The 11,954-nt window shown below is 70.2% G+C and carries 12 protein-coding genes; 6 read left to right on the top strand and 6 right to left on the bottom strand.

Going from position 1 to position 11,954, the window contains the following annotated elements; genetic code table 11:
* The first annotated feature begins 199 nt into the window (after window positions 1–199).
* Entirely contained in the window at window positions 200–808 is a 609-nt protein-coding gene (locus tag ACWC1K_RS34215; protein WP_450836812.1) for a DUF1349 domain-containing protein, read from the top strand.
* 88 nt (window positions 809–896) lie between these two features.
* On the opposite strand, the gene ACWC1K_RS34210 is transcribed toward ACWC1K_RS34215, so the two are convergent.
* Window positions 897–2,264 (bottom strand): MFS transporter, encoded by a 1,368-nt coding sequence (locus ACWC1K_RS34210; protein WP_450836811.1) that lies wholly within the window; start codon window positions 2,262–2,264, stop codon window positions 897–899.
* A 70-nt stretch (window positions 2,265–2,334) separates the two neighbouring features.
* Here ACWC1K_RS34210 and ACWC1K_RS34205 point away from each other — a divergent pair, with 70 nt between their 5' ends.
* From ACWC1K_RS34205 to ACWC1K_RS34190, 4 genes are all read left to right on the top strand, one after another.
* Entirely contained in the window at window positions 2,335–3,330 is a 996-nt protein-coding gene (locus ACWC1K_RS34205) for a GlxA family transcriptional regulator (RefSeq protein WP_450836810.1), read from the top strand.
* Complete coding sequence (locus tag ACWC1K_RS34200; protein ID WP_450836809.1) at window positions 3,327–3,833, top strand: N-acetyltransferase family protein; 507 nt, start codon at window positions 3,327–3,329, stop codon at window positions 3,831–3,833. The genes ACWC1K_RS34205 and ACWC1K_RS34200 overlap by 4 nt, the downstream gene beginning before the upstream one ends.
* 79 nt (window positions 3,834–3,912) lie before the next feature.
* On the top strand, window positions 3,913–4,629 hold the full coding sequence (locus ACWC1K_RS34195) for a DsbA family oxidoreductase (protein ID WP_450836808.1): 717 nt from the start codon (window positions 3,913–3,915) through the stop codon (window positions 4,627–4,629).
* A 99-nt stretch (window positions 4,630–4,728) separates the two neighbouring features.
* Entirely contained in the window at window positions 4,729–5,778 is a 1,050-nt protein-coding gene (locus ACWC1K_RS34190) for an aminotransferase class V-fold PLP-dependent enzyme (protein ID WP_450836807.1), read from the top strand.
* A gap of 418 nt (window positions 5,779–6,196) precedes the next feature.
* Here ACWC1K_RS34190 and thpD read toward each other — a convergent pair whose 3' ends face one another.
* The 5 genes from thpD to ACWC1K_RS34165 form a co-directional block, all read right to left on the bottom strand.
* Window positions 6,197–7,084 carry an ectoine hydroxylase gene (gene thpD, locus ACWC1K_RS34185; RefSeq protein WP_344403802.1) on the bottom strand — a complete coding sequence of 296 codons (888 nt, stop codon included), beginning with the start codon at window positions 7,082–7,084 and terminating at the stop codon, window positions 6,197–6,199.
* Between the two features lie 7 nt (window positions 7,085–7,091).
* Window positions 7,092–7,502 (bottom strand): ectoine synthase, encoded by a 411-nt coding sequence (locus ACWC1K_RS34180; RefSeq protein ID WP_030933607.1) that lies wholly within the window; start codon window positions 7,500–7,502, stop codon window positions 7,092–7,094.
* A gap of 30 nt (window positions 7,503–7,532) precedes the next feature.
* A complete protein-coding gene (gene ectB / locus ACWC1K_RS34175) occupies window positions 7,533–8,804 on the bottom strand; it encodes a diaminobutyrate--2-oxoglutarate transaminase (RefSeq protein ID WP_450836806.1) in 1,272 nt (423 codons plus the stop codon).
* A gap of 81 nt (window positions 8,805–8,885) precedes the next feature.
* Window positions 8,886–9,392 (bottom strand): diaminobutyrate acetyltransferase, encoded by a 507-nt coding sequence (ectA, locus tag ACWC1K_RS34170; RefSeq protein ID WP_450836805.1) that lies wholly within the window; start codon window positions 9,390–9,392, stop codon window positions 8,886–8,888.
* Window positions 9,393–9,805: 413 nt separating this feature from the next.
* Entirely contained in the window at window positions 9,806–10,906 is a 1,101-nt protein-coding gene (locus ACWC1K_RS34165) for a pyridoxal-phosphate-dependent aminotransferase family protein (protein ID WP_450836804.1), read from the bottom strand.
* 188 nt (window positions 10,907–11,094) lie between these two features.
* Here ACWC1K_RS34165 and ACWC1K_RS34160 point away from each other — a divergent pair, with 188 nt between their 5' ends.
* Window positions 11,095–11,952 (top strand): ABC transporter substrate-binding protein, encoded by an 858-nt coding sequence (locus tag ACWC1K_RS34160; RefSeq protein ID WP_450836803.1) that lies wholly within the window; start codon window positions 11,095–11,097, stop codon window positions 11,950–11,952.
* Window positions 11,953–11,954: the final 2 nt, after the last annotated feature.

Below are 11,954 nucleotides of genomic sequence, written 5' to 3'. Positions count from 1 at the left end.
GCACTCCCCCACTGCCTTAAGGGCGTGGGGGCCCCAGCGGCGTTGTCGTCACTCTCCCCCACCTCGGCTTCGCTCGAGCGGGGGGACCCCCATGACCCCGCTCGGGGCGGCTGCAAGGCGCAGTTCCCCACGGACGGCCTGATCCGAACGACAGGACCTGGGGGCCAAGGCGGTTCACCGGGCCTGCGACAATCGGCTGATGGACGTGGAACTTCCCGAACTGCCTTTCGCTCTTCGCACCTACGGCCCCGACGGGCACTGGTTGTACGAGGACGGGATCCTCAGCGGATGGGCGGGCCCCCGGCAGGACCGGTTCGTGCCGCCCACCGGGGAGGCGCTGGAGCCCGCCTCCGACGCGCCCCGGTTGCTCGGGGCGCCCGAGGGGGACTTCCAGCTGATCGCGCGCGTCACGGTCGGGTTCGCCTCGGCCTTCGACGCGGGGGTCCTGTACGTCCATGTCGGCGAGCGGGCCTGGGCCAAACTCTGCCTGGAGTACTCCCCGGACGTGCCCACCGTCTGCACGGTGGTCACCCGGGGACACTCCGACGACGCCAACTCCTTCACCGTGGACGGCAGTTCGGTCTGGCTCCGGGTGAGCCGCACCGGTCGCGCCTTCGCCTTCCACGCCTCCCGGGACGGCAGGCGCTGGACCTTCATCCGCCTCTTCACCCTGGGCAACGAGAAGGAGACCGGCGACGCCCTCGTCGGCTTCATGTCCCAGTCACCGATGGGAGAGGGCTGCGTGGTCACCTACGACCACATGGAGTTCCGCCCCAACTGGCCCGCGGATCTGCGAGACGGCAGCTGACAAACCAGCGTCTTCAGCCCGTCCGGCGTTCGAGGACGAGGCCCCTTCAGGGCCGAAGCGGGGGACTGGGGGCGGCAGCCCCCAGCGCCTACCGCAACCGCGACGTGGCCGCACCCGTCAGCGCGAGCGCCCCCGCACTGATCACCAGGCTCAGCCGCATCCCCTCCGCGAACCCGTGGGACACCAGCGTCCCGAACACCGCGATCCCCAAACCCCCCGCCACCTGCCGCGCAGCGTTGAGCACACCCGCCGCGAGTCCGGCCCGCTCCGCCGGTACCGCGTCCATCATCGTGGCCGTCAGCGGCGGCACCGTCAGTGCGCACCCCAGGGCCAGCGGTACGAGCAGCGCGGCCGCCAGGACGGAAGACGTGCCGGCGTCGACGTACAGCAGGACCAGCAGTCCCACGACCGCGAGTGCCTGCCCCACCAGCATCGGCAGCCGCGGCCCGTACCGCCCCGCCAGCTTGCCCGCCACCACGTTCGTCACCGCGATCAGGCCCGTCATCGGCAGGAAAGCCAGCCCGGCGCGCAGCGCGGACAGGCCCTGGACCTGCTGGAAGAAGAGGGAGAAGACGAACACCACGCTGTAGAAGGCCACGCTCACCGCCGCGCCCGCCGCGACCGCCACGGCCACCGTCCGGTTGCGGAAGAGCCCGAGGGGGACGACCGGATGCGGGCTGCGCGACTCCACGCGGAAGAAGACCACGGCCGCCAGGACGGCGACCGCGAAGGCCGCCCATCCCGCCGTACCGCCCTCGATCACCGCGAACGTCAGGCCCGTGAGCGCCACCACTGCCGAGGCCTGCCCCGGCAGGTCCAGGGGTGCGGGGCGGCGTTCGGAACGCGGGGTCCGTACGAGCAGGGCCACGATCAGTGCCCCCACCGGCAGATTGACGAAGAAGATGCCGCGCCAGTCCCACGCCGTGGTCAGCAGACCGCCCGCCACCGGACCGAGCGCCACCGCCACCGAACCGCCGGCGGCCCACGTCGCCACCGCGCGCGCACGCCGCTTCGGCTCCGGATACGCCTGCCGCACCAGCGCCAGCGAGGCCGGGAGCACGACGGCCGCCGCCCCGCCCTGCACCACGCGCGCGCCGATCAGGGACGGCAGGTTCGGCGCCAGTCCACAGGCCGCCGAGGCCAGCGTGAAGACCGTCGTGCCGAGCGCGAACGCGCGGCTCGCCCCGGTCCGGTCCGCGAAGGCCCCGGTGGACAGCATCAGCGCGGCGAAGGGAAGGGTGTAGGCGTCCACCACCCACTGCAGACCGGCCATCCCCGCGCCGAGGGAGGAGCCGATCGCGGGCAGCGCCACGTTCACCACGGACGCGTCGAGGCAGATCAGCGCGAAGCCCAGGAGTGCGGCGGTGAGGGTGAGCGCGGGAGAGGGCCGCTTGGACGTCAACTCCCGCTCGGAAAGGGTGGGTTGTACGTCCTTGAGGATCCGGTCGGTCGACATGACTCCATGCTGGGGATCCGGGCCGTCGTACAGTAGTGGCCCGAATGCCATGCACCCGGAGGTTCTGGCCATGTCCGACCGGCTCGCCCCGCACCGCATCGCCGTGATCGCGCCCTCGCCCGTCTCGATGTTCAACCTGGCCATCCCCGAGCTGCTGTTCGGCAAGGTCGAGGTGGCCGGACGGCCGGGCTACGACGTGGTCATCTGCGCCGCGGAGCCCGGGCCCGTACCCACCAGCGGAGGGCTCGACCTGTATGTGCGCGACGGGCTGGAGGCCGTGCAGGGGGCGGACACGGTGGTGGTGGCCGGTACGGGCGCGCCCTACGAGCCGGATCCGCGGATCGTTGCCGCCGTCCGCGAGGCCGCCGACGCCGGCAAGCGGATCGCGTCCCTGTGTACCGGCGCCTTCCAGCTCGCGGAGGCGGGGCTGCTGGAGGGGCGCAGGGCCACGACGTACTGGGCGCACGCCGACGAACTGCGCCGGCGCTACCCGCTGGTCGACCTCCAGGGAGACGTGCTGTACGTCCAGGACGGCCCGTACGTCACGGCGTCCGGCTACGCCGCCGGCATCGACCTCTGTCTGCATGTCATCCGCACCGACTACGGCGCCGCCGTCGCCAACGAGGTCGCCCGGCTGGCCCTCGTCGCTCCCGTACGGCCGGGCGGCCAGACCCAGTTCACGCACACCCCGCTGCCGCCCGAGCGCGGCACCGTCTGCGCCGACACCCGCGGCTGGGCCATGCGCAACCTCGACAAGCCCCTCACTCTGACCGACCTGGCCCGCCACGCGGGCGTCTCGGTCCGCACCCTCACCCGCCGCTTCCACGCCGAGAGCGGCGTCAGCCCCCTGCAATGGCTGCTGCACCAGCGCATCGAGCGCGCCAAGGAGCTCCTGGAGACCACCACCCTCCCCATGGACCAGGTGGCCCGCGCCTGCGGCCTGGGCACGGCGGACTCCCTGCGGGCCCATGTGGTCAGGCGCACCGGTCTGACCCCGAGCGCCTACCGGGCACAGTTCACCCGCCTGGGAACCGAGCCCGCCGCGGCCACGTCCTCCGCTGCATGATCAGAGCGAACCGGACCGTCGACTCCCTGGTGATCAGAACCGTGCTGCCGGCCGAGGCCGCGGCCGTCGCCGCCCTGCACGCGCGCGCCCGGGCCACCTACTACCCGGACGGTCTCCCGGACGACGGCTTCGACTGGCAGGCCGCCTGGACCCGGGCCATCGAGCGGCCCGACGGCCAGGTGCTGTGCGCGGTCCGCGACGCCCGCCTGGTCGGCATCGCCTCCTTCCGCACCCCGGAGGGCGCCCCCGCGGAAACGGTCAAGCTCTTCCAGTTCCACGCCGACCCCGACCACTGGCGCTCCGGCATCGGTACGGCCCTGCACACCGCCTGCGTCGAGCAGTGGCGGGCCGACGGCAGGCGCACGGCCGTCCTCGACGTGCATGTCGACAACCGGCGCGCCCAGGCCTTCTACGCCCGCCAGGGCTGGGCCCCGGACCCTCGGAACCCGCCCGCCGAGGGCGATCATCACCTCACGCTGCGGTTTGCGGTGACCGGGGAATGATCCCTGCTGCTTGAACGTTCATCTACTCGGCGGAGGGTGTCTCCGTCTCCGTACCCGTACGAGCTGGAGAGCCGAGAACATGAAGGTCGAGATCTGGTCGGACATCGCGTGCCCCTGGTGCTATGTCGGCAAGGCCCGATTCGAGAAGGCGCTCGAGGCCTTCCCGCACCGCGACCAGGTCGAGGTCGTGCACCGCTCCTTCGAGCTGGACCCCGGGCGGGCCAAGGGCGACATCCAGCCGGTGATCAGGATGCTCACCAAGAAGTACGGCATGAGCGAGGCGCAGGCGCAGGCCGGCGAGGAGAACCTGGGTGCGCAGGCCGCGGCCGAGGGTCTTGAGTACCGCACCCGGGACCGCGACCACGGCAACACCTTCGACATGCACCGCCTGCTGCACTTCGCCAAGGAGCAGGGCAGGCAGGACGAGCTGATCCAGATCCTCTACAGGGCGAACTTCGCCGAGGAGCGGTCCGTCTTCAGCGAGGGCGACGAGCGCCTGGTGGAGCTGGCCGTCGCCGCAGGTCTGGAGGCCGAGGACGCCCGCAAGGTGCTCGCCGACCCGGCCGCGTACGCCGACGAGGTGCGCGCCGACGAGCGCGAGGCGGCGCAGCTCGGTGCGAACGGCGTGCCGTTCTTCGTGCTCGACCGCAAGTTCGGCGTCTCCGGCGCCCAGCCCGCCGAGGTCTTCACCCAGGCGCTGACCCAGGCGTGGGGCGAGCGCTCGCCGCTGCGGCTGATCGACCAGGGTGACGCGGACGCCTGCGGGCCCGACGGGTGCGCCGTGCCGCAGCACTGACAAAGCATGCTGGTCAGGGCGGACTTATAAGCGTTGCTTAGTGAAACCACGTAAAAATCGGCAATGGACTATGGGTTCCCGGGGGCTCACAGTGGATCCATGGAAACCTTCGAGAGCCTCGTCCGTGCCGAGTTCGCCCCGAAGAACACCTATCTGAACACCGCGAGCACCGGACTGCTGCCCGCGCGCACCGTGGCCGCCCTGCGCACCGCCGTGGAGGCGGCCGCCGCCGGTGATCCGACCGACATGTTCGCGGACGTCGAGGCGAGCCGCGCCTGTTTCGCGCGGCTCGTCGGGGTGCCCGGGCGCCGGGTGGCGGCCGGGGCCTCGGTCGCCGTGTACAGCGGGCTGATTGCCGCCTCATTGCCGGAGGGCGCCGAAGTCCTCACCGCCGAGGGCGACTTCAGCTCCGTGGTGAACCCCTTCCACGTCCGCCCCGACCTCAAGGTGCGCAGCGTGCCCCTGGAGCGCGTCGCCGAGTCCGTACGGCCCGGCACCGCCCTGGTCGCCGTCAGCGCCGCGCAGTCCGCCGACGGACGCGTGGCCGACCTGCCCGCCATCCGCCAGGCGGCGCGCGAGCACGGAGCACGTACGTACATCGACGCGTCCCAGGCCGCCGGCTGGCTGGACTTCGACGCGGACGCGTACGACTACTGCGCCGCCGTCGCCTTCAAGTGGCTCGTCTGCCCGCGGGGTGTGGCCTTCCTGGTGGTACCGGAGGACCTCGGTGGGCTCACCCCGCTGTTCGCCGGATGGGTGGCGGGGGAGCGCCCCTGGGACTCCTGCTACGGCCCCGTCGATGAACTCGCCCACTCCGCAAGGCGGTTCGACGAGAGCCCCGCCCTCTTCTCCTACGCCGGCGCCCGCCGCTCCCTCGAACTCCTTGAGGAACTCGGCACGGACGCCGTACGCGCCCACGACCTCGCCCTCGCCGACCGCTTCCGCGCGGGCCTGGCCTCCCTCGGCCACGAGCCCGTCCCCTCGCCCGGCGCCCCGATCGTCTCCGTCCCCGGACTCGGCCGCCGCCAGGACGAGTTGAGCAGCGCCGGAGTCGAGGTCTCCGACCGCGCGGGCAACCTCCGGGCCGCCTTCCACCTGTACAACACCGCGGCCGATGTCGACCGCCTGCTGGACGTCCTGGCCGGTTGAACCCCTGTGGCGCACTGGAGCGGGCGGCGTCACTGTCGTGGCTGTGAAGCCTGTGACGCCGCCCGCTCCAGAAGGAATCACCCAGGTCACCGCACGGGGGTGAAGTCCCGCGCGCCGATGCTGTGTCCGGTTGCCGCTGCGCGGCGGGCAGGTCGCCGGGCAGCGGCGTTCATCGGACGGGGGTGAAGTCCCGCGCGCCGATGCTGTGTCCGGTTGCCGCTGCGCGGCGGGCAGGTCGCCGGGCAGCAGCGCTCATCGCACGGGGGTGAAGTCCCGCGCGCCGATGCTGTGTCCGGTTGCCGCTGCGCGGCGGGCAGGTCGCCGGGCAGCAGCGCTCATCGCACGGGGGTGAAGTCCCGCGCGCCGATGCTGTGTCCGGTTGCCGCTGCGCGGCGGGCAGGCCGCCGGGCAGCAGCGCTCATCGGACAGGGGTGAAGTCCCGCGCGCCGATGAACTCAGGGCGTCGGATCGGCGCCGCGAACGGCTCGACCGCCGCGTTCTCCACGCTGTTGAACACGATGAACACGTTGCTGCGCGGGAACGGCGTGATGTTGTCGCCCGAGCCGTGCATGCAGTTGCAGTCGAACCAGGTCGCGGAGCCGGCCCTGCCCGTGAACAGCTTGATGCCGTACTCGCTCGCCATCGCGGTCAGCGCCTCGTCCGAGGGCGTGCCCGCGTCCTGCATCTGCAGCGACTGCTTGTAGTTGTCCTTGGGCGTGGCTCCCGCGCACCCGAGGAACGTCTTGTGCGACCCCGGCATGATCATGAGGCCGCCGTTGGTGTCGTAGTTCTCGGTCAGCGCGATCGAGACGGACACCGTCCGCATGTTCGGCAGGCCGTCCTCGGCGTGCCAGGTCTCGAAGTCCGAGTGCCAGTAGAAGCCGCTGGCCCCGAAACCCGGCTTGACGTTGATCCGCGACTGGTGGACGTACACGTCCGAGCCGAGGATCTGCCGGGCCCGGCCCACGACCCGCTCGTCGCGCACGAGATTCGCGAACACCTCGCTGATCTTGTGCACTTCGAAGACGGAGCGGATCTCCTTGGACTTCGGCTCGATGATCGAGCGCTCGTCGGCCCGGATCGCCGGGTCGGTGACGAGGCGCTCCAACTCCTGCCGGTACACGGCGACTTCGTCGTCGGTGATGAGCTGGTCGATGGCCAGGAAGCCGTCACGCTCGAACGACTGGAGGTCGCCGGTCGTGATGGGGCCCGGTGTGTCGGGGGAGCCCCATACGACGGGGTCCTGGCGCGGGGTCGACACCTCGGTGGTGCCGCGGCTGGGGTAGAGATCGGTGACGGTGGTCATGGTGATGTCACACCTCCTCGGGCTCGGGCTCGGTGAGCAGCGGGTAGACGCCGTTCTCGTCGTGGTCCTCCCGGCCGGTCACGGGCGGGTTGAAGACACAGATGCAGCGGAAGTCCTCCTTGATCCGCATCGTGTGCCGCTCGTGGCCGTCGAGGAGGTACATGGTGCCGGGCGTGATCGTGTACTTCTGCCCGGTCTCGTCGTCGGTGAGCTCGGCCTCGCCCTCGACACACACGACGGCCTCGATGTGGTTCGCGTACCACATCGACGTCTCCGTACCGGCGTACAGAATCGTCTCGTGCAGGGAGAAGCCGACCCTCTCCTTGGCGAGGACGATGCGCTTGCTCTCCCATGTGCCGGACGCGGCCTTCACATGCCGGTCGGTGCCTTCGATGTCCTTGAACGAACGGACGATCACGGTGCTTGCACTACTCCTTGCTGGTCGTGGCTAGACGGTTTCGCGTACGGCGCGGGCGAGGACGCTGAGCCCCTCGTCCATCTCGTCGGCCGTGACGGTGAGCGCCGGGAGGAGCTTGACGACCTCGCTCTCGGGGCCCGACGTCTCGATGAGCAGCCCGAGTTCGAAGGCGCGCTTCGCGATCCGGCCGGCCCGGTCCTTGTCGTGGAACTCCAGGCCCCACACGAGTCCGCGTCCGCGGTACTCCTTGACGTCGGCGCGGTTCTCCTCGGTGATGGCGGCGAGGGCCTGCTCGACCTGCTCGCCGCGCGCCCGGGTCTGCTTCTCCATCGCGGACCCGTCCGCCCAGTACGCCTCCAGGGCGGCGGTGGCCGTGACGAAGGCGGGGTTGTTGCCGCGGAAGGTGCCGTTGTGCTCGCCCGGCTCCCAGATGTCCAGCTCGGGCTTGAACAGGCACAGCGACATGGGCAGTCCGTAGCCGCTGATGGACTTGGACACGGTGACGATGTCCGGGGTGATCCCGGCCTCCTCGAACGAGAAGAAGGCCCCCGTCCGCCCACAGCCCATCTGGATGTCGTCGACGATGAGCAGCATGTCCTGGCGCTCGCACAGCTCGGACAGCGCCCGCAGCCACTCGGGCCGCGCGACGTTGATGCCGCCCTCGCCCTGCACGGTCTCGACGATCACGGCCGCGGGCTTGTTGAGACCGGACCCCTGGTCCTCCAGGAGCCGCTCGAACCACAGGAAGTCCGGCACCTTGCCGTCGAAGTAGTTGTCGAACGGCATGGGCGTGCCATGGACGAGCGGGATGCCGGCCCCGGCCCGCTTGAAGGCGTTGCCGGTCACGGCGAGGGAACCGAGGGACATGCCGTGGAAGGCGTTGGTGAACGAGACGATGGCCTCGCGCCCCTTGACCTTGCGCGCCAGCTTCAGGGCCGACTCCACGGCATTCGTACCCGTCGGACCCGGGAACATGACCTTGTACGGCAGGTCACGGGGCCGCAGCACCAGGTCCTGGAAGGTCTGCAGGAAGGAACGCTTGGCGGTGGTCGACATGTCGAGCCCGTGCGTGACGCCGTCCCGCTCCAGGTAGTCGATCAACGCTCGTTTCAGAACGGGGTTGTTGTGGCCGTAGTTCAGCGAGCCCGCTCCGGCGAAGAAGTCCAGGTACTCATGGCCGTCCTCGTCGTACATGCGGCTGCCGTGCGCACGGTCGAAGACGGTGGGCCAGCCGCGGCAGTAGCTGCGCACCTCGGACTCGAGTGTCTCGAAGACGCTGAGGTCGGGCTGGGTGATGGTCACGACGAATCGCTCCTCGTTGCGTGGGGGGAGTGCGTGTGGGTCGTCAGTGGGGTGGGTCATGGGTGCCGTCATCGGTGTCGGTCAGAGGGAGAGGGGGCCGATGCGGTACAGGACTTCGGGGTCGTGCGGCCCGTCGGGGAACAGGCCCTCGTCGAACAGCACCTCGCGCTCCACCAGGGCGCCGTGCCGTTCGGCGAACGAGGTGAACAGGCGCTCGGAGCCGGTGTTGCCGGGCGTGATGGTGGTCTCGACGGCGGTGATCCCGTGCGCGGCACCGGCCCGTGCGACGAGCCCGTCGAGCAGCGCGGCGGCGAGCCCGCGCCCGCGGTACGCCTCGTCGACGGCCACCTGCCACACCAGCAGGGTGCGCGGGCGGTCCGGCCGTACGTACGCGGTGACGAAGCCGACCGGCTCCCCGCGCTCGTCGCGGGCCACGGCCGAGGTGTCCGCGAAGTCGCGACACCACAGCAGATAGCTGTACGACGAGTTCAGGTCGAGGGCCTTCGAGTCCTTGGCAATCCGCCACAACGCTGCTCCGTCCGCGACCTGCGGACGGTCGATGTGCAGATCTGCTTGAGCGGCAGTCATGCGGATTGAATTTACCGAGGGAAATTCAAAATTGCATCGCTGGTGAGGGTTACGTGCGGCGGGCTTGTGTGTTATCACGCGGGCGCGGGCGGTCGCACGAGGTGGGGGAAGTATCGGGGGTATTGTCCGGAAAATAGGGGGCAAATCGACCGCGATGTGTAACGCGTCACAAGCATGTAACCCCCACGAGATCTGCCCGAATTCCCCCGCTTGGCGTTCGCGAAATCTTTGCGTTTAGCCCCTGGAAAATCGGGCAGAAGAACACGGGAAGCTATGCAGAAGTGAATTCCTGAATTACACCCTGAGTTGACCCTGGAATTAGGCGGAGGTTACTGCTTCGAGCCGTTCCCGCAAGATATCCGCGGGGCGGAGTCGGCTGCGCCGAAGCCGGCCCGGGCGGGGGAGACCGGTGGTCACGCCCCGCTCTGCTCCACGGCCCGCCGGGCCCCTGCCAGGTCGACGGTCATCCCCCGCTCCGCCAGCGCAGCGCCCAGCGCCGCCAGGGCCCGCTGCACCACCCCGACCGAGGCATCCACCCCGTAGTGATTGACTCGCACCATCTCCTTGGCCAGCGCACCCCCGCCCGCCGCCAACGGCAGCGAAGGGTCGCCCTCAAGCGCCCGAGTCACCAGCTCCGAGGCCACCACCCCGGCAGGGACCCTCAGCGTCGTGGCCACCGGCGCGGCCTCCCGCGCCTCGTGCACATACGGCTCCAGCCCCCCGCCCAGAGCCACCGCCCCCGCCCGGGTCGCCGCGGCGGCCGCCGCATGCCGGGCCATGACGGCAGCCGGCCCCACCGTCTCGATCCGCTCGACACACGCCTCCAGCGCCAGCATCTCCAGCTGGGCCGGCGCGTGCAGCAGCGCCTTCCGTCCGCCGTCGATCCACCGCTCCTTCCAGTCCAGCAGCGACAGATACGAGCGACGGGGCGCCCCCGGGTTGGCCGCCATCCGCGCCCACGCCCGCTCGCTCACCGACACGGCCGACACCCCCGCCGGCCCGCCCATCGCCTTCTGCGCCCCGATGACGCACAGATCCACGCCCCACGCGTCCGGCAGCACGGGCTCGGCCCCGATGGAGGCGACGGCGTCCAGATAGAACAGCGCCCCCTGCTCCCGTACGACCTCCCCGATCTCCGCGACGGGGTTGGTGTTTCCGGTCGCCGCCTCCGCATGCACCAGCGACACGAAGTCGATCTCGGGACGCTCGGCGAACGCGGCCCGGATCTGCTCGGCGGTGACCGCCGTGTGGAAGGGCACGGCGAGGTCGATGACGGTCGCCCCGCAGTCCCGCAGCCAGTTCCCGAAGGTCTGCCCGTACGGACCTGTGACGACGTTCAGCGCCACCGTCCCCGGCCCCGCGGTCGCGCGGATCGCCCCCTCCAGCGGCAGCAGCGCCTCACCCTGCATGATCACGACGTCCTGCTCGGTGCCCAGGAGTCGCGCCACCCGGTCCTCGACCGACGCGAAGTGCGCGGCGCTCATCGGGGGCAGATCGAGGAATGGGTGCGTCACGACAGTGCTCTCCTCGCTCACGAGTGGTCGGCTCGGTCGAGGGTATCCACCACCCGTGACCCCACTCCTGCCCCTCCCGCCACTGATGACTTCTTAGGCCGGACAGCCCCGCAGCCATCGGTTTGATTTGAGAGACCCAAAGATCTCCTTATAATCGGAACCCACAGTTCCCACACAGGAGGCCACCCGTGAAGACGTTCTCCGGGCGCCGGACCCGCATTCTGGCCGCCACCACCGCGACGGCCGGGCTGGTGCTCGTGGCTGCCTGCACGTCCACCGGCAACGGTGGCAGCGGGAGCAAGACCGCCGCAGGCGGCGTCGAGCTCGTCAAGGCCGGACAGCTCACCACCTGCACCCACCTGCCGTATCCGCCCTTCCAGTCGGAGATCAACGGCAAGGTGCAGGGCTTCGACGTCTCGATGATCGACCTCGTGGCCAAGGACCTGGGCGTGAAGCAGCAGATCCTCGACACGCCCTTCGAGAACTTCAAGACCGGCGCGTTCCTCAACTCCGGTGAGTGCGACGTGGCCGCGGCCGGCATGACCATCACCGCCGAGCGCAAGAAGAACGTCGACTTCTCCGACCCGTACTTCGACGCCACCCAGGCCCTTCTGGTCGACAAGAGCAGCGGCATCACCTCGCTCGCCGACGCGAAGGCCAAGAAGGTCAAGCTGGGAGCACAGGCGCAGACCACCGGCGAGGACTACGCCAAGAAGCAGGGCTTCGACCCGGTCTCCTTCGAGTCCTCCGACGCCGTCCTCAACGGCCTGCGCACCGGCCAGGTCAAGGCCGTCATCATCGACTACCCGGTGGTCCAGGGCTGGCTCAAGGACAAGGCCAACGCGGACAAGTTCAAGGTCGCCGACAACCTCAACACCGGTGAGCAGTACGGCTTCACGGTGAAGAAGGGCAACACCAAGCTCCTCGCCGCCATCAACAAGGCGATCAAGGACGCCAAGGCGGACGGTACGTACAAGAAGCTGTACGAGAAGTGGATCGGCCCGTACAACCCCTCCGCGGCCTCCCCGTCCCCCGCCGCGTCCTGACC

Source organism: Streptomyces sp. NPDC001492 (assembly GCF_053597275.1).
Note: the sequence above shows the minus strand (reverse complement) of the source record. Positions and strands in the feature narration are given on the sequence as shown.

What these genes read in the sequence shown, in the direction of transcription:
- ACWC1K_RS34215 (WP_450836812.1), top strand. Translation starts at nt 200, where the DNA reads ATGGACGTGGAACTTCCCGAACTGCCTTTCGCTCTTCGCACCTACGGC.
- ectA (WP_450836805.1), bottom strand. Translation starts at nt 9,392, where the DNA reads ATGACTGCCGCTCAAGCAGATCTGCACATCGACCGTCCGCAGGTCGCG.
- ACWC1K_RS34195 (WP_450836808.1), top strand. Translation starts at nt 3,913, where the DNA reads ATGAAGGTCGAGATCTGGTCGGACATCGCGTGCCCCTGGTGCTATGTC.
- thpD (WP_344403802.1), bottom strand. Translation starts at nt 7,084, where the DNA reads ATGACCACCGTCACCGATCTCTACCCCAGCCGCGGCACCACCGAGGTG.
- ACWC1K_RS34190 (WP_450836807.1), top strand. Translation starts at nt 4,729, where the DNA reads ATGGAAACCTTCGAGAGCCTCGTCCGTGCCGAGTTCGCCCCGAAGAAC.
- ACWC1K_RS34200 (WP_450836809.1), top strand. Translation starts at nt 3,327, where the DNA reads ATGATCAGAGCGAACCGGACCGTCGACTCCCTGGTGATCAGAACCGTG.
- ACWC1K_RS34210 (WP_450836811.1), bottom strand. Translation starts at nt 2,264, where the DNA reads ATGTCGACCGACCGGATCCTCAAGGACGTACAACCCACCCTTTCCGAG.
- ACWC1K_RS34205 (WP_450836810.1), top strand. Translation starts at nt 2,335, where the DNA reads ATGTCCGACCGGCTCGCCCCGCACCGCATCGCCGTGATCGCGCCCTCG.